General features: G+C 71.5%; 16 protein-coding genes. 15 read left to right on the plus strand and 1 reads right to left on the minus strand.

Annotated elements, in window-relative coordinates; genetic code table 11:
- The first annotated feature begins 2 nt into the window (after window positions 1–2).
- From paaC to paaE, 3 genes are read left to right on the plus strand one after another with little or no spacing between them, the layout of a single operon-like run.
- Window positions 3–782: a 1,2-phenylacetyl-CoA epoxidase subunit PaaC gene (gene paaC, locus ACN268_RS23960; RefSeq protein WP_421485089.1), complete on the plus strand. Its 780-nt coding sequence runs from the start codon at window positions 3–5 to the stop codon at window positions 780–782.
- A 25-nt stretch (window positions 783–807) separates the two neighbouring features.
- On the plus strand, window positions 808–1284 hold the full coding sequence (gene paaD / locus ACN268_RS23965; RefSeq protein WP_421485090.1) for a 1,2-phenylacetyl-CoA epoxidase subunit PaaD: 477 nt from the start codon (window positions 808–810) through the stop codon (window positions 1282–1284).
- Entirely contained in the window at window positions 1281–2423 is a 1143-nt protein-coding gene (paaE, locus tag ACN268_RS23970) for a 1,2-phenylacetyl-CoA epoxidase subunit PaaE (protein WP_421485091.1), read from the plus strand. Before paaD ends, paaE begins: the two co-directional genes overlap by 4 nt.
- A 170-nt stretch (window positions 2424–2593) precedes the next feature.
- Here paaE and ACN268_RS23975 read toward each other — a convergent pair whose 3' ends face one another.
- Window positions 2594–2797: a hypothetical protein gene (locus ACN268_RS23975; RefSeq protein ID WP_421485092.1), complete on the minus strand. Its 204-nt coding sequence runs from the start codon at window positions 2795–2797 to the stop codon at window positions 2594–2596.
- A 232-nt stretch (window positions 2798–3029) separates the two neighbouring features.
- On the opposite strand from ACN268_RS23975, the gene ACN268_RS23980 reads away from it, so the two are divergent.
- From ACN268_RS23980 to nuoF, 12 genes are all read left to right on the plus strand, one after another.
- Window positions 3030–4790 (plus strand): ATP-binding protein, encoded by a 1761-nt coding sequence (locus ACN268_RS23980; RefSeq protein ID WP_421485093.1) that lies wholly within the window; start codon window positions 3030–3032, stop codon window positions 4788–4790.
- Between the two features lie 284 nt (window positions 4791–5074).
- Window positions 5075–6265: a cyclic dehypoxanthinyl futalosine synthase gene (gene mqnC, locus ACN268_RS23985; RefSeq protein WP_421485094.1), complete on the plus strand. Its 1191-nt coding sequence runs from the start codon at window positions 5075–5077 to the stop codon at window positions 6263–6265.
- A gap of 490 nt (window positions 6266–6755) precedes the next feature.
- Entirely contained in the window at window positions 6756–8009 is a 1254-nt protein-coding gene (locus tag ACN268_RS23990; RefSeq protein ID WP_421485095.1) for an LPXTG cell wall anchor domain-containing protein, read from the plus strand.
- Window positions 8010–8172: 163 nt separating this feature from the next.
- Window positions 8173–8883: a demethylmenaquinone methyltransferase gene (locus ACN268_RS23995; protein WP_421485096.1), complete on the plus strand. Its 711-nt coding sequence runs from the start codon at window positions 8173–8175 to the stop codon at window positions 8881–8883.
- A gap of 67 nt (window positions 8884–8950) precedes the next feature.
- Window positions 8951–9238 carry a hypothetical protein gene (locus ACN268_RS24000; RefSeq protein ID WP_421485097.1) on the plus strand — a complete coding sequence of 96 codons (288 nt, stop codon included), beginning with the start codon at window positions 8951–8953 and terminating at the stop codon, window positions 9236–9238.
- Window positions 9239–9306: 68 nt separating this feature from the next.
- Window positions 9307–10581 (plus strand): geranylgeranyl reductase family protein, encoded by a 1275-nt coding sequence (locus ACN268_RS24005; RefSeq protein ID WP_421485098.1) that lies wholly within the window; start codon window positions 9307–9309, stop codon window positions 10579–10581.
- A gap of 136 nt (window positions 10582–10717) precedes the next feature.
- Window positions 10718–11083 carry an NADH-quinone oxidoreductase subunit A gene (locus ACN268_RS24010; RefSeq protein ID WP_067300536.1) on the plus strand — a complete coding sequence of 122 codons (366 nt, stop codon included), beginning with the start codon at window positions 10718–10720 and terminating at the stop codon, window positions 11081–11083.
- Between the two features lie 14 nt (window positions 11084–11097).
- Window positions 11098–11775: a NuoB/complex I 20 kDa subunit family protein gene (locus ACN268_RS24015; protein WP_088646158.1), complete on the plus strand. Its 678-nt coding sequence runs from the start codon at window positions 11098–11100 to the stop codon at window positions 11773–11775.
- Entirely contained in the window at window positions 11772–12503 is a 732-nt protein-coding gene (locus ACN268_RS24020; RefSeq protein WP_088646157.1) for an NADH-quinone oxidoreductase subunit C, read from the plus strand. The genes ACN268_RS24015 and ACN268_RS24020 overlap by 4 nt, the downstream gene beginning before the upstream one ends.
- A gap of 55 nt (window positions 12504–12558) precedes the next feature.
- A complete protein-coding gene (locus ACN268_RS24025; protein ID WP_421485099.1) occupies window positions 12559–13884 on the plus strand; it encodes an NADH-quinone oxidoreductase subunit D in 1326 nt (441 codons plus the stop codon).
- A complete protein-coding gene (nuoE, locus tag ACN268_RS24030) occupies window positions 13881–14981 on the plus strand; it encodes an NADH-quinone oxidoreductase subunit NuoE (protein ID WP_421485100.1) in 1101 nt (366 codons plus the stop codon). The genes ACN268_RS24025 and nuoE overlap by 4 nt, the downstream gene beginning before the upstream one ends.
- Window positions 14978–16294 carry an NADH-quinone oxidoreductase subunit NuoF gene (nuoF, locus tag ACN268_RS24035; RefSeq protein ID WP_421485101.1) on the plus strand — a complete coding sequence of 439 codons (1317 nt, stop codon included), beginning with the start codon at window positions 14978–14980 and terminating at the stop codon, window positions 16292–16294. The genes nuoE and nuoF overlap by 4 nt, the downstream gene beginning before the upstream one ends.
- Window positions 16295–16344: the final 50 nt, after the last annotated feature.

Below are 16344 nucleotides of genomic sequence, written 5' to 3' on the forward strand. Positions count from 1 at the left end.
GCATGAGGAGTGAGCCGGGTTTGCGAGCCCCGCAGTCGCGAACGGAGACCGGCCCTGTGAACGGCCCCTTCGACTTCACCCTCGCCCTCGGCGACGACGCGCTGGTGGCCGCCCAGCGGCTCGGCGAGTGGGCCACCCGCGCGCCCGAGATGGAGGAGGACATCGCCCTGGCCAACATCGCCCTCGACCAGCTCGGCGCGGCCCGCCTGCTGCTGTCGTACGCGGGGGAGCTGGAGGGCGCCGGCCGGGACGAGGACGCGCTGGCGTACCTGCGCGACGACCGGGAGTTCCGCAACTGCCTGCTGGTCGAGCTGCCCAACGGCGACTTCGCGGTGACCATGGTGAAACTGCTGCTGCTCGCGGCGTACCAGGTGCCGCTCTACACCGCGCTGGCCGGCTGCCCCGACGAGCGGCTCGCCGCGATCGGCGCGAAGGCGCGCAAGGAGTCCGCCTACCACCTGGACCACTCCGCGCTGTGGGTGAAGCGGCTCGGCGACGGCACCGACGAGTCGCACCGCCGCGCCCAGGCCGCGCTGGACCAGCTCTGGCCGTACCACCATGAGCTGTTCACGGCGGACCCGGCGGCCCCGGTCGACCCGGCCACCCTGCGGGCCGACTTCGAGGCCGTGGTGCACCCGGTGCTGGCCGAGGCCACCCTGACCCGGCCGGAGACCGGCTGGACGCCGGGCGGCGGCCGCGACGGTGTGCACACCGAGCACCTGTCCTTCCTGCTGGCCGAGATGCAGGTGCTGCACCGCGCCCACCCCGGGGCCCGGTGGTGAGCGGGTCGGGCCGGGGACGGCGGCGGTGACCGACCCCAGGACGGCCGTCGCGGCGGTGGTGGACCCGGAGATCCGGGTGATCACCATCGACGAGCTGGGCATCCTGCGGGCGGTCGACGAGGACCCGGCCACCGGGCGGGTGGTCGTCACGATCACCCCCACCTACACCGGCTGCCCCGCCATGGACGTGATCCGGGACGACATCCGGCGGGCGCTGACCGCCGCCGGGCATCCCGACGCCGAGGTCCGCACGGTCTTCAGCCCCGCCTGGAGCACCGACTGGATCTCCGCCGACGGCCGCGCCAAGCTCGCCGCCGCCGGCATCGCCCCGCCCGCCCCGCGCGGCGACGGCACGGCGGTGCCGGTGACCCTGGCGGTGCGCTGCCCGCGCTGCGGGTCGCCGGAGACAACCCAACTCAGCCGGTTCGGCTCCACCGCGTGCAAGGCGCTGTGGCGCTGCCGGTCCTGTTCCGAACCCTTCGACCACCTGAAGGCGCTGTGACTGTCACGATCTCCCGCCCGGTGCGCCGCAGGCCGGCCTTCCACCCGCTGCCCGTGGCCGCCGTGGACCGGCTCACCGACGACGCCGTGGCGATCACCTTCGCGGTGCCCGAGGAGCTGCGGGCGACCTTCGCGTTCTCCGCCGGCCAGCACCTGACCGTACGGCTGCCCGCGCCGCCGTCGGACGCGGCCGGCACCGGCGGCGGGCCCGGGGCCGGTGCGGACGTGCGGCGGTCGTACTCGATCTGCTCGACACCTGACGACCTGGCCCGGCACGGCCGGCTGCGGATCGGGGTGCGGGAGATCCCCGGCGGCGCGTTCTCCAGCTATGCCTGCGGCGCGCTGCGGCACGGTGACACCGTCGAGGTGCTGCCCCCGCTGGGGCACTTCACCACGGCGTTCGCGCCGGACCGGGTGCGGCACTACGGCGCGGTGGTCGCCGGTTCCGGGATCACCCCGGTGCTCGCGCTGGTCGCGACCGCGCTGGCCGTCGAGCCGGCCAGCACCTTCACCCTGGTGTACGGCAACCGCACGGCCAACACGGTGATGTTCGCCGAGGAGCTGGCGGACCTGAAGGACCGCTACCCGACCCGGCTGCACCTGGTGCACGTGCTGTCCCGGGAGCCGGGTGAGTCGCCGCTGCTGTCCGGCCGGATCGACGCCGAGCGGCTGGGCCGGCTGCTGGACACCATCGTGCCGGGCGACGCGATCGCCGAGTGGTTCCTCTGCGGCCCCTACCAGTTGGTGCTGGACGCGAAGGCGGTGCTGACCGGCCGGGGCCTGGCCGAGTCGGCGGTGCACACCGAGCTGTTCCACGTCGACACCCCACCGGAGCCGGTCCGCCGCAGCGGCGAGTCGACCGGCGGCGCGGAAGTGACCATCGTGCTGGACGGCCGGTCGTCCCAGTTCACGATGGGCCGCGACGAGCGGGTGCTGGACGCGGCGCTGAAGGTGCGCGGCGAGCTGCCGTACGCCTGTAAGGGTGGGGTCTGCTCGACCTGCCGGGCGAAGGTGGTCTCCGGCGCGGTGACGATGGCCCGCAACTACGCCCTGGAGCCGGACGAGGTGGCCGCCGGGTACGTGTTGACCTGCCAGTCCAGCCCGACCACCGACACCCTGACGGTCGACTACGACGGATAGCCGGGTCGGCGGCACTGCCGGCGGTGGTTTCGAGCCTCCGGGGGCCGGTGACCCTGTCCTCGCTCTCGGGCGGGGGTCCTGTGTCTGTTGCGGGCCCTGTCGAGCTGATGACGTCAGCGACTCGCCCGGGATCGATGGTTATGTGCCGGATTCGCGGCCCCGGCGCACTGTCAGTCGGTGCGGAGGTGGGCGGTCCAGTAGGGGAGGTCGGAGTGGTGCTCGATGAGGGCGACCGGCTCCCCCCAGGCCTCCTCGATCAGCCTGACCGCCTCGTCCGGGTGCGGCGGATTGCCGTCCCGGTCCTCGTCGCGGAACAGTTGCAGCCCGACCTCGCCCCGATCGTCGCCGAGCGCCTGCGCCGCGTCGGGTGACACCGGCACCACCGTGTAGCGGGCGGCCTCCCGCTCGGCCTCGCTCGGCGGCTCCGGCTCGTCCCGCCTGCGTCACCGGAACCGCTCGACCCCGGACGGGATCGGACCGGGCGAGTCAGCCGGATCGTACGGCCGCAGCCAGATGGGCTGCAGAATCCCCGCCGTTGCCGGGTTTTCCCGTAGTTTTGTCTTACCCTTGCTGGGAAGGGTTCGCTAAAACTGATGGGAAACTCCGATGACCGGCAAGGAGCCAGCAGAGGCGCTCGCCCGCATCCTCGCGGGGGAGACCGCCGACTCGCTTGAGTCGAGGACGCTGGACTTCAAGCGGCAGGGCCGGTCCCGGGAGGATGCGCTCCGGATGCTGGCGGCGGCAGCGGCCTGTTTCGCCAACGACATCGGCGGCGTGCTGGTGGTCGGAGTGCACGACCGGATCGCCGGTTCGGAGGCGTTCGAGGGCACCGACCTCGATCCGCTCCGGGTCGTTCAGCGGATCTACGAACTCACCGAGCCGTCGCTCATCGTCTCCAGCCACGAGATCGAGTACGCGGGGCGTCGGCTTCTCATGGTCTCCGTTCCCCGCAGCCCCGACATCCACCAGGTTGATCAGCGTACGACCCATCGGGTCGGCACCTCCTGCGTGCCGATGACCGCAGCGCAGATTGCTTCCGCACTGGCCGATCGACACAGCGTCGACTGGTCCGCTGGCGATGCGGAACTGGACAGGTCGGATGTGTCGCCGGTGGCGCTCGACATCGCGCGGGGGCTGCTCCGGCAGAGTCCCGACCCGGCGCGGCGGCGCTACGCCTCCGAAACCGACGGCGACCTGCTACGGATCCTGGGCCTGCTCGGTCCCGAGGGTCGTCTCAACCACGCTGGTGCGCTCCTGCTGGTGGATCCCGGCCCCCAGCAGGATGCCCGGGATCTCGCGGTCTACCAGTTCCGTAAGACCCCTGCGGGTGAGCCGACCGTCGTGCAGCGGATCGCCGGGCCGCTGCTGCGCACCCTGGTACGGGTGCTGGAGATCATCGACGCCCGGGTGGACAAGACACCGGTCAACCTGCCCGGTGGCCAGCAGGTGCAGTTGGCCGATCTGCCGGAGGCGGCGGTCCGGGAAGCGGTGGTCAATGCTCTCGTCCACCGTGACTACCGCCTTGGCGGACCGGTGCGTATCGAGCATGCCCCCACCCGACTGCTCGTGGCCTCACCCGGGCCATTGGTCTTCGGAGTGACTGTGGAGAACATCCTGACCACCACCTCCCGGCCACGGAACCCGGCGCTGGCCAGGGCTGTGCGGGTCTTGGGGCTCGCCGAGGAGGCGGGTGTCGGGGTGGATCGGATGTACCGGGAGATGGTCCGGGTGGGCCACCAACCGCCACGGTACGTCGAGGAACCCGACCAGGTGACCGTCACCCTGCTCGGCGGCGCACCCAACCGGCATGTCACCCGCTACGTCGCGGCGCTGCCCGAGGCTGAGCAGGACGACGCCGATACCCTGCTGATCCTCTACCACCTGTTGACCCATCGCGTCGTGTCCGCCGTCGACGCGGCCCCACTCCTGCAGAAGGACGTGGTCGAGTCGCAGGAGGTGCTGCTGCGACTGAGCACCGAGCCGGTGGCGATGCTGGAGCCCACGCGGGAGACCGCCCGACGGCGGGCCCCGAACTATCGGCTGCGTAGCCCGGTGCTGAGCGCTCTCGGCCCGGCGGTCCGCTATCGCCGAGGACAGGGCGACGACGCCGAGCGCAAGGTCGTCGAGCTGTTGCGGGCTGCTGGCCAGATCAACGCACGGATGGTGCGGATCGCTCTCGACCTCGACGCTCAGGCGACGTCACGACTGCTCAGCGACCTGGTCGAGCGGGGGACTCTGGTGCGGGTTTCCGAGTCACGCCGGGGGCCCTCGGTTACCTACGGCCCCGGCCCGGCGCTTCCGGCGGTCGGCCGGCGTCGATCGGGGCGGGGCCCGTCAGCCAGCGCGGAGGACAGCCCTCTGTTCTGAAGCGGGTGCCGGCCCGGACGCCCCACTCCATCGGCGTGGCTCGGCGACCTGGTAGCGAAGGGCCTCCCGCATCGTCTCCAACTCGGCCAGGATGCGCTCGTCAGCGTCGGAGTCAGGCGTAATGCCGGAATGATTCCAGCATTTGGTGTCGAGTGTTGCGGCGGACACCCACGCCTCTGCTCCCCGCCGGGCTTGGGCGAGTGCCCGAGGCTGGTGGTGCGGGACGCGTCACGGTCGACGCACCACCAGAGGGTGGGGCGGGAGGTCGGCGTACGCTCGGAGGCGTGACGGCGAACCGGGAGATCGACGACATCCTGCAGCGCGGCGCGGACGGCGGGCGGATCACGCCCGAGGAGGCGCTGCTGCTCTACACCGAGGCGCCCTTCCACGCGTTGGGCGAGGCGGCGGACGCGGTACGCCGGCGGCGCTACCCGGACAACATCGTCACCTACCTGATCGACCGCAACATCAACTACACCAACGTCTGCGTGACGGCGTGCAAGTTCTGCGCCTTCTACCGGGCGCCCAAGCACGCCGAGGGCTGGACCCACCCGACCGAGGAGATCCTGCGTCGCTGCGGCGAGGCGGTCGAGTTGGGTGCCACCCAGGTCATGCTCCAGGGCGGCCACCACCCGGACTACGGCGTGGAGTACTACGAGGAGTTGTTCTCCTCGGTCAAGGCGGCGTACCCGCAGCTCGCCATCCACTCGATCGGGCCGAGCGAGATCCTGCACATGGCGAAGGTCTCCGGCGTCAGCCTGGACGAGGCCATCGCCCGGATCAAGGCCGCCGGGCTGGACTCGATCGCCGGTGCCGGGGCCGAGATGCTGCCGGCCCGGCCACGGAAGGCGATCGCCCCGCTCAAGGAGTCCGGTGCGCGCTGGCTGGAGGTCATGGAGCTGGCCCACCGGCAGGGCCTGGAGTCCACCGCCACGATGATGATGGGCACCGGCGAGACCAACGCCGAGCGGATCGAGCACCTGCGGATGATCCGCGACGTGCAGGACCGCACCCGGGGGTTCCGGGCATTCATCCCGTGGACGTACCAGCCGGAGAACAACCACCTCAAGGGCCGCACCCAGGCCACCACGCTGGAGTACCTGCGTCTGGTGGCGGTGGCCCGGTTGTTCTTCGAGACCGTGCCGCACCTGCAGGCGTCCTGGCTGACCACCGGCAAGGACGTCGGGCAGCTCGCCCTGCACATGGGCGTCGACGACCTCGGTTCGATCATGCTGGAGGAGAACGTCATCTCCTCGGCCGGCGCGCGGCACCGCTCCAACCTGCACGAGCTGATCGGCATGATCCGCTCGGCCGACCGGATCCCGGCCCAGCGGGACACCCTCTACCGTCGGCTGGCGGTGCACCACACCCCCGCCGACGACCCGACCGACGACCGGGTGGTGTCGCACTTCTCCTCGATCGCCATGCCCGGCGGTGGCGCCGGCCGTACGCTGCCGCTCGTCGAGGCCCGCTGAGCCACCCCGACCGTCACCCCGAGTAACTGATCGGGCTGTTCCGGTGACTGGCTGAACGGGTCCGGGTGTCGGCCCGGGGGATATTCGTGGTCGCCGTTCGGCCGAGGCGGCGCGGGACCAGCCCCCACAAGACGCGGCAATTGGGGCGGCGTGCGGCACGCTGGGCGGATGTCCCGCTCCCGGCGCCCCGGCGCGGGGGTTGGCGTCGCGCGGCGGTGCCCGCTAACGTGCGCCCGACGTACCTCCGCCCACCGCCTGCGGCGAGCGGATGACGAGTGTCGTACGTCCTCCATCGGCCCGGGAGGGCCGTTCATATAAAACGGGGGCGGGACGGGTGACCGTCCCGCCCCCGCTCCTCGTCCGTTCGGCCCCGTCTGGGACAAAATCGCACGTCACGGCTGGCGTACCGACGTCGATCTCGGATAACGTCCGCTCGGTTCGCCACATCAGCCCCACCTTTCCCAGCAGTCCCTAGCCCCCCGGGGGATCGATGACTCTGTTCCACCGCTCGGCCCTGGCCCGCCTCGGTGCCGTGGCCCTGCTCGCCGTCGGTGGCCTGGCCACCGTCGCCGCCCCGGCCAGCGCCGCCGACCAGGCGACGCTCGACCTCGTCCCGCTCAGCTCCCAGCTGGCCCTGGGCGTCAAGGAGGCCAAGGCCAAGCCGTTCAAGTTCTCCGTCCAGAACGTCCGCGGCACGGTCGACGCCAAGGACGTGAAGGTCACCGTCGAGACCGCGGGCCTGAAGGCGAACAAGGTCGGGGTGCTCGTGCCGGACGGCTGCGCCGTCAGCGGCACCGCCTTCACCTGCTCCCTGTCCGACCTGGGCGGTACCACCGACGACATCGCCGCCGGCACCACCGAGGAGTTCGGCATCCCGCTGTTCGGCACCGACACGCGCGGCAAGGGTGGCGTGCTGAAGGTGACCGTGAGCGGGTCCAACACCACCTCGGACTCGGTCGACCACGACATCATGGTGGTCAAGCCCGGCTACGACCTGACCACCTGGGTGCAGGACGTCTACGCCGACGTGGTGGTCGACGGCGACGACGCCGGCGAAACCGGCCTGACCGGCGTCAAGCCCGGCGGCACCGCCCCGCTGGACTGGGCGGTCTACAACGGCGGCAGCCGCCGGGCCACCGGCGTCTTCTACGGGATCGCCCTGCCGGAGGGTGCCAGCTTCGTCGACCTGCCGGAGAGCTGCGTCACGCAGGACCTGGGCGGCGTGGTGGCGTACTGCGAGGACTCCGGCGCGGTGCTGCGGCCTGGCGAGTTCTACACCGCCGACGTGCGGGTGAAGGTCGGCACGGGCGTCACCGAGAAGGTACTCACCCCGGGCGTCCTGTTCGCCGCCGGGCTGACCGAGGCCGAGGGCACCCCGGAGGAGAAGCCGCAGGTCGCCAGCAAGGCGCAGCGCAAGGTCTTCACCGAGACCGACGACGTCGACAACACGTCGCTGTTCGACGTGTTCGTCGACCTGAGCAGCGGCCCGAGCCCGAGCCCCAGCCCGACCGGTGAGCCGAGCCCGAGCACCAGCGGTCAGCCGAGCCCGAGCACCAGCGTCAGCCCGACGACCGGTGGTGGCACCGGTGGCGGCGACGGCGGTCTGCCGGTGACCGGCGCGCAGGCCACCCTGATCGGTGGCATCGGCGCCGTCGTGCTGCTCGCGGGCGGCGCGCTGCTGATGCTCGCCCGTCGGCGTCGGCTCGTGCTGGTGACCCCGGGCGACGAGAAGCCGCGGAGCTGACCGGAGGCAGGTCTTCCGCACCACGGTAGGACGGCGGGCGGGGTGGTCATCCACCCCGCCCGCCGCGCGTCCGCCCCACCCCCGCGCCGGCACGTCGCCGGTCGACCCCGGGTCGGTCGGACCCAGCGGTGGGTGGGTGGGGTCGGGCTGGCAGAGTGGAGGGGTGAGTCGTACCCCGCAGGGCCAGCGCGCCGGCCTGGACAAGTCGCCACCCGAGGTCGCCGCGATGTTCGACGGGGTGGCCGCCCGTTACGACCTGACCAACACGGTCCTGGCCTTCGGGCAGGACCGGTCGTGGCGACGGGCCACCCGGGCGGCGCTCGGGCTGCTCCCCGGCGAGCGGGTGCTGGACGTGGGCGCCGGCACCGGGGTGTCGACGCAGGAACTGGCCCGCTCCGGGGCGTACGCGGTGGGTGTGGACCTGTCGCAGGGCATGCTGTACGCCGGCCGGCGGGTCCGGCCGGAGGTGCCGCTGCTGGCCGGGGACGCGCTGCGGCTGCCCTTCGCCGACGCCTCCTTCGACGCGGTGACGATCTCCTTCGCCCTGCGTAACGTCAACGACCCCGACGCGGCCCTGCGGGAGCTGGCCCGGGTGACCCGGCCGGGCGGGCGGCTGGTGGTCTGCGAGTTCAGCACTCCGGTGAACCCGGCCTTCCGGACGGTCTACCTGTCGTACCTGATGCGGTCGTTGCCGGTGGTGGCCCGGACGGTGTCCAGCAACCCCGACGCGTACGTCTACCTGGCCGAGTCGATCCGGGCCTGGCCGGACCAGGCGGCCCTGGCGGCCCGGGTCGGTGCGGCCGGTTGGGGTCGGGTGGCGTGGCGCAACCTGACCGGCGGGGTGGTGGCCCTGCACCGGGCCGTCCGGACCTGACGGAGGGTGAACGACATCTTTCGCTGATGTCCATATTTATCGCTTTTTGGCACGTAAGCTTCCCGGCATGACCGGAGTAGCGCCCACCGACCCGACGGCCCCCGCCGACGACGATGCCGCCGAGCTGGTCGCCCAGCTCAGGGAGCTGGCCGGCGCGGACCCGACCGAGGTCCGGCAGGTGGTGGCCGAGGTGCTGGGTGCGCTCGACCGGGCGGCCGGCGGAGCGCTGCGTGACCACCTGCCGGCGGCGATCCGGCCCGAGGGCGGGCTCGACGTCGCCCCGACTGAGGGGCGGACCCACCCCGACCGGCATGTTTCCAGGAAGTTAGGTACCCCTCACCCGGCAGCGGAGTAACCACGGTCATAGACTCCAACCCGATCGGGCTTGTGAAGCATTTCACGAGCGTGCGGGAGGAGGCGCAGATGACATCGGTGGAGAACGACGCCGACGTGATCGTGGTGGGCGCCGGTCCCGGCGGATCGGCGACGGCGTACCACCTGGCGCGGCACGGCGTACGCGTGCTGCTGCTGGAGAAGACCGAGTTCCCCCGCGAGAAGGTGTGCGGGGACGGGCTCACCCCCCGGGCGACCCGGCAGCTCATCCGGATGGGCGTGGACACCTCGCCCGAGGCCGGCTGGCTGCACAACAAGGGCCTGCGGGTGATCGGCGGCGGGGTACGCCTCGAACTGGACTGGCCCGACCTGGCCAGCTTCCCCAACTACGGTCTGGTCCGCACCCGGCTGGACTTCGACGACCTGCTCGCCCGACGGGCGGTCTCCGCCGGTGCCGAGCTGCGCACCAACGTCAACGTCATCGGCCCGGTGCTCGACGGCGACGACCGGGTGGTCGGGGTGACCGCCGAGGTCGGCCCCGACCGGGAGCCGGCCACCTTCCACGCCCCGCTGGTGGTCGCCGCGGACGGCGTCTCCGGCCGGTTCCCGCTCGCCCTCGGCCTGGCCAAGCGGGAGGACCGGCCGATCGGCGTCGCCGTGCGGCGTTACTACCGCTCGCCGGCCAAGCACGACGACGACTACCTGGAGTCCTGGCTGGAGCTGCGCAGCAAGGGCAGCGACGCGCTGCTGCCCGGCTACGGCTGGATCTTCGGCCTCGGCGACGGTCGGGTCAACGTCGGCCTCGGCGTGCTCAACTCCTCCTCCGCGTTCGGCAAGACGAACTACCGGCGGCTGCTCACCGACTGGCTGGCCAACACCCCGGACGACTGGGGGATGACCGACGAGGCGAACGCCGACGGCCCGATCCTCGGCGCGGCGCTGCCGATGGGCTTCAACCGGGTGCCGCACTACACCCGGGGGGTCCTGCTGGTCGGCGACTCCGGCGGCATGGTCAACCCGTTCAACGGCGAGGGCATCGCGTACGCGATGGAGTCCGGCGAGCTGGCCGCCGAGGTCATCGTGCAGGCGCTGGCCCGCCCGGCCGGCCCGGAACGGGAGCGGGCGCTGACCGCGTACCCGCAGGAGCTGAAGGCCCGGTTCGGTGGCTATTACCGGCTCGGCGGGATCTTCGTCAAGCTGATCGGCCGGCCCGAGGTGATGCGGATGGCGACCAAGCACGGCATGCCGCACCCGATGCTGATGCGCTTCGTGCTCAAGCTGCTGGCCAACCTGACCGACCCGCGCGGCGGGGACGCGATGGACCGGGTCATCAACGCGATGACGAAGGCGGCCCCGGCCGTGTGAGGCGTGACCGGGCCAGGGCCAACGGCGGCACCGGCACGGGCAGGGATCGACCCCCGCTGACGGCAGTCACGAGGGACGTGAATAGTGTGAATTTTGTCAAGCACCTGGGGCAGGGGAAGGACGAGCAGGAGAAAAGATGTCGCTCTCGCCTTACGCACCGATCATCGGGCTGTTCGCCCTCGCCGCGGCGTTCTCGCTGTTCTCCGTGGCCGCCGCCCGCTTCGCCGGTCCCCGGCGCTACAACAAGGCCAAGCTCGAGGCGTACGAGTGTGGGATCGAGCCCAGCCCGCAGCCGGTGGGCGGGGGACGGTTCCCGATCAAGTTCTACCTGACGGCGATGCTCTTCATCGTCTTCGACATCGAGATCATCTTCCTTTACCCCTGGGCGGTCTCCTTCGACGCCCTGCCGATCTTCGGCTTCGTGGAGATGGTCCTGTTCATCGTCGCGGTCTTCGTCGCGTACGCCTACGTGTGGCGGCGCGGCGGGCTGGACTGGGACTGAGGGAGGAACGTCAGATGGGCATCGAGGAGAAACTCCCCGCCGGCGTCCTGCTCACCTCCGTGGAGAAGCTGGTCAACTGGTCGCGGAAGTCGTCCGTCTGGGGCGCCACCTTCGGCCTGGCCTGCTGCGCCATCGAGATGATGGCGGCCGGTGGCCCGCACTACGACATGGGCCGCTGGGGCATGGAGGTCTTCCGCGCCTCGCCGCGTCAGGCCGACCTGATGATCGTGGCCGGCCGGGTGAGCCAGAAGATGGCCCCGGTCCTGCGCCAGATCTACGACCAGATGGCCGAGCCCCGCTGGGTGCTCTCCATGGGCGTCTGCGCCAGCAGCGGCGGCATGTTCAACAACTACGCGATCGTCCAGGGCGTCGACCACGTCGTCCCGGTCGACATGTACCTGCCGGGCTGCCCGCCCCGCCCCGAGATGCTCATCGACGCGATCCTCAAGCTCCGCGAGAAGATCATGTACGAGCCGCTGGGCCCGAACGGCCGCAAGATGCAGGCGGCCCGCCTGGAGCGCGGCGACGTGCCCGTGGTGCCGTACGGCTCGATGCCGTCGTCGTACCGCAACGACAAGGCCCGTCGTGCCGAGTGGACGAAGGCGGTCCGCGAGGGGCGCGAGGAGCAGTTGCGGATCGAGAACTGGATGAACGCCCAGAACCACCTCCAGTCGCAGAGGGGCCCCAAGTGACTGACGACCGCACCAACGACGGCGGGGTGCCGGTACCGGTCACCCCGGCCGGTGCGACCAGCGGTGCTCCCGCCGAGCTGCCGCCGTCCAGCCCCGCCGGACGCGGCATGTTCGGCATGCAGGGCACCGGCGACGTGTCCGGCTACGGCGGCCTGGTCCGCCAGCGCACCCCGATCGAGGAGGCCCCCCGGCCGTACGGGGGCTACTTCGACGAGGTGCGCGACGCGCTGGAGGAGGCGTACCCGCAGTTCGGCGACGCGATCGAGAAGGTCGTCGTCGACCGGGGCGAGCTGACCCTGCACGTCCGCCCGGAGCGGATCGCCGAGGTGTGCCAGGTGATGCGGGACGACCTCGCGCTGCGCTTCGAGCTGTGCTCCTCGGTGTCCGGGGTGGACTACCTCGGTGCCGACGAGCGCCGGCTGCACGTGGTCTACCAGCTCACCTCGATGACCTACCGGCGTCGGGTCCGGCTGGAGGCGGCAGTCTCCGCCGAGCACCCGCACCTGCCCAGCGTCACCGCCGTCTACCCGACGGCCGACTGGCAGGAGCGCGAGGCGTACGACATGTTCGGGGTCATCTTCGACGGCCACCCCAACCTGACCCGGGTCCTGATGCCCGACGACTGGGAGGGCCACCCGCAGCGCAAGGACTACCCGCTCGGCGGCGTCCCCGTCGAGTACAAGGGCGCGGAGATCCCGCCGCCGGACCGCCGGAGGTCGTACCAGTGAGCGCGAGGAGTGCAGCGGAGCGGAGCCCCGCAGTCGCGAACGGAAGGCCGGTGCTGTGACCACGTCCAACTACGCGACCGAGCGGGAGACCACCGAGGGCCGGGTCTTCACCGTCACCGGTGGGGACTGGGACCAGGTCGTCTCCGGCACCGACCCGATCAACGACGAGCGGATCGTCGTGAACATGGGTCCGCAGCACCCGTCGACGCACGGCGTGCTCCGGCTGATCCTGGAGCTGGAGGGCGAGACGGTCCGTGAGGCCCGCTCGGTCGTCGGCTACCTGCACACCGGCATCGAGAAGAACCTCGAGTACCGCAACTGGGTGCAGGGTTCGACGTTCGTGACCCGGATGGACTACCTCTCCCCGATCTTCAACGAGACGGCGTACAGCCTCGCGGTGGAGAAGCTGCTCGGCATCACCGACGACATCACCGAGCGGGCCACCACGATCCGGGTCCTGATGATGGAGCTGAACCGGATCTCCTCGCACCTGGTCTGGCTGGCCACCACCGGCATGGAGCTGGGTGCCATCTCGATCATGCTGTACGGCTTCCGCGAGCGGGAGTACATCCTCGACATCTTCGAGACCATCACCGGCCTGCGGATGAACCACGCGTACGTCCGGCCGGGCGGGGTGGCGCAGGACGTCCCGGACGCCGCGATCGTCAAGATCCGCGAGTTCCTCACGATGATGCCGAAGAAGCTCAAGGAGTACGAGGACCTCCTCTCCGGGCAGCCGATCTGGACCGAGCGCACCCAGGGCGTCGCGGTGCTCGACGTGACCGCCTGTGTCGCGCTCGGTGTCACCGGCCCGGTGCTGCGCTCCGCCGGCCTAGCCTGGGACCTGCGCAAGACCATGCCGTACTGCGGCTACGAGACGTACGAGTTCGACGTGCCGACCCACCCGGACGGCGACGTCTGGGGCCGCTACCTGGTCCGGCTCGCCGAGATCCGGGAGTCGCTCAAGCTGGTCGAGCAGGCGTTGGACCGGCTGCGGCCGGGGCCGGTGATGGTGGCCGACCGCAAGATCGCCTGGCCGGCGCAGCTCGCCATCGGCGTGGACGGCATGGGCAACTCGCTGGAACACGTCGCCAAGATCATGGGTCAGTCGATGGAGTCGCTGATCCACCACTTCAAGCTGGTCACCGAGGGCTTCCGGGTCCCGCCGGGCCAGGTGTACGTCGGCATCGAGTCGCCCCGGGGCGAGCTGGGCGTGCACGCGGTCTCCGACGGCGGCACCCGGCCGTACCGGGTGCACTACCGGGAGCCGAGCTTCGTCAACCTCCAGGCCCTTCCGGCGATGGCCGAGGGCGGCCTGATCGCCGACGTGATCGCCGGTGGCGCCTCGCTGGACCCCGTGATGGGTGGATGTGACCGATGACCGTCTTCAACGAAACCACGCGCGAGCGGGCGCGGGAGATCATCGCCCGGTACCCGGCCGACCGGTCCCGCTCGGCGCTGCTGCCGCTGCTGCACCTGGTGCAGGCCGAGGAGGGCTACGTCTCCCCGGCCGGGGTGGCGTTCTGCGCCGAGGTGCTGGGGCTGAACAAGGCCCAGGTCGGCGCGGTGGCCACCTTCTACACCATGTACAAGCGCCGGCCCACCGGTGACTACCTGGTCAGCGTCTGCACCAACACGATGTGCAACGTGCTCGGCGGGCAGGAGGTCTACGACACGCTCGCCGAGCACCTCGGCGTCGGGCACGACGAGACCACCGCCGACGGGAAGATCACCCTGGAGCACGCCGAGTGTCTGGCGGCGTGCGACTACGGCCCGGTGATGACCGTCAACTACGACTTCTTCGACGGCGTCGACCCGCAGGGCGCCCTCGGCGTGGTGGACGAGCTGCGCGCCGGTGGCCGGCCGATGCCGACCCGGGGTGCCCGGCTCTGCACGCTCAAGGAGATGGCGGTGCAGCTCGCCGGCTTCGCCGACGAGCGTGAGGGCGCGGTCGCCGACGGCGGACCGGGCGAGGCCACCCTGCGTGGCCTGCGCCTGGCCGAGCAGCACGGCATCACGGCACCGGGCTACGACCCGAAGACCCCGATCCGCAGCAAGGCCGAGGCCGACCGGGCCGCCGCCGAGGCCAAGGCGAAGGCCGAGGCCGCCAAGGCCCCCGCACCGGCCGCCCCGGCGGCGAAGCCGGAGCAGGTCACCGGCAGCACCGCGCCGGACGTCAAGGCCCCGGACGACAAGTCGCCGCAGGTGCGTACCGCCGAGACCCGGCAGCCCGACGCGGCCACCGCCGTGCCGGACGCCCCCGGCACCAAGGTCCCGACGGACGGCGCACCACCGGCCACCCGCGACGCGCAGGCGGCGCAGGCGGCCGGGGTGGCCGCGAACGCCCCCGCCGGTGACGGCAAGCCCGCCGGCGACGAGGCCGGCGCGCAGGAGCGCAACCTCAAGGAAGCCGAGGCGGAAACGGGCGCTGCGGGCGCGGGCTCCGCCGTCGCGAGCGAGACGGGGGCCCAGAAGTGACCACTCCCCGGCCGGAGACCCTGGCCAAGCTGACCCCGGTGCTGACCCGCCGCTGGCTCTCCCCGGACGCCTGGCGGATCGGTGCCTACGAGAAGCTCGACGGCTACGCCGCGCTGCGCAAGGCCCTCAAGGCCCACCCGGACGACCTGATCCAGCTGATCAAGGACTCCGGGCTGCGTGGGCGGGGTGGCGCGGGCTTCCCCACCGGCCTCAAGTGGGGCTTCATCCCGCAGGGCGACGGCAAGCCGCACTACCTGGTGGTCAACGCCGACGAGGGCGAGCCGGGCACCTGCAAGGACCTGCCGCTGATGACCCACGACCCGCACTCGCTGGTCGAGGGGGTCATCATCGCCTCGTACGCGATCCGGGCCAGCCGGGCCTACATCTACATCCGGGGCGAGGCGGTGCACGCCGCCCGCCGGCTGCGTAACGCGGTGGCCGAGGCGCAGGCCAAGGGCTACCTCGGGCGCAACATCCTGGGCACCGGGTTCGACCTGGAACTGGTGGTGCACTCCGGTGCCGGGGCGTACATCTGCGGCGAGGAGACGGCGCTGCTGGACTCGCTGGAGGGGTTCCGGGGGCAGCCCCGGCTCCGCCCGCCGTTCCCGGCCACCCACGGCCTGTACGCCAGCCCGACGGTGGTCAACAACGTCGGCACCATCGCCAGCGTGCCGTACATCGTGCTGGGCGGTGCGGACTGGTGGAAGTCGATGGGCACCGAGAAGTCGTCCGGCCCGATGATCTACTCGCTGTCCGGCCGGATCGCCAACCCGGGTCAGTTCGAGTGCGGCCTGGGCGTCACCCTGCGCGAGCTGATCGAGCTGGCCGGCGGGATGCAGCCCGGTCACCAGCTCCGGTTCTGGACGCCTGGTGGCTCGTCGACCCCGCTGCTCACCGCCGAGCACCTGGACGTGCCGCTGGACTTCGAGGGGGTGGCGGCGGCCGGCTCGATCCTGGGCACCACGGCCACCCAGATCTTCTCCGACCAGGACTGCCCGGTCTACGCGACCTACCGGTGGCTGGAGTTCTACCACCACGAGTCGTGCGGCAAGTGCACCCCGTGCCGGGAGGGCAACTACTGGATGGTCCGGGTCTACCGGCGCATCCTCGCCGGCCAGGGCACCCACGAGGACCTGGACACCCTGCTCGACACCTGCGACAACATCCTCGGCCGCTCGTTCTGCGGCCTGGGTGACGGCGCGACCAGCTCGGTGACCTCGTCGTTGCAGTACTTCAAGCAGGACTACCTCGACTACATCGAGGGGCGTACCGCGCCGAAGCTCTCCGACAAGTCTCTGGTTGGAGCCCACTGATGAGCGCGAGGAACGAGCTTGCGAGTCCCGCAGTCGCGAAGGGAAGGCGA

The sequence above is a fragment of the Micromonospora sp. WMMD735 genome (assembly GCF_049178995.1).
Lineage (GTDB): Bacteria > Actinomycetota > Actinomycetes > Mycobacteriales > Micromonosporaceae > Micromonospora > Micromonospora wenchangensis.

Excerpts from the sequence above, each read along its gene's own strand:
- nuoE (WP_421485100.1), top strand. The coding sequence starts at position 13,881 with ATGACCGTCTTCAACGAAACCACGCGCGAGCGGGCGCGGGAGATCATC.
- ACN268_RS24005 (WP_421485098.1), top strand. The coding sequence starts at position 9,307 with ATGACATCGGTGGAGAACGACGCCGACGTGATCGTGGTGGGCGCCGGT.
- ACN268_RS24015 (WP_088646158.1), top strand. The coding sequence starts at position 11,098 with ATGGGCATCGAGGAGAAACTCCCCGCCGGCGTCCTGCTCACCTCCGTG.
- ACN268_RS24010 (WP_067300536.1), top strand. The coding sequence starts at position 10,718 with ATGTCGCTCTCGCCTTACGCACCGATCATCGGGCTGTTCGCCCTCGCC.
- ACN268_RS24000 (WP_421485097.1), top strand. The coding sequence starts at position 8,951 with ATGACCGGAGTAGCGCCCACCGACCCGACGGCCCCCGCCGACGACGAT.
- ACN268_RS23990 (WP_421485095.1), top strand. The coding sequence starts at position 6,756 with ATGACTCTGTTCCACCGCTCGGCCCTGGCCCGCCTCGGTGCCGTGGCC.
- paaC (WP_421485089.1), top strand. The coding sequence starts at position 3 with ATGAGGAGTGAGCCGGGTTTGCGAGCCCCGCAGTCGCGAACGGAGACC.
- ACN268_RS23980 (WP_421485093.1), top strand. The coding sequence starts at position 3,030 with ATGACCGGCAAGGAGCCAGCAGAGGCGCTCGCCCGCATCCTCGCGGGG.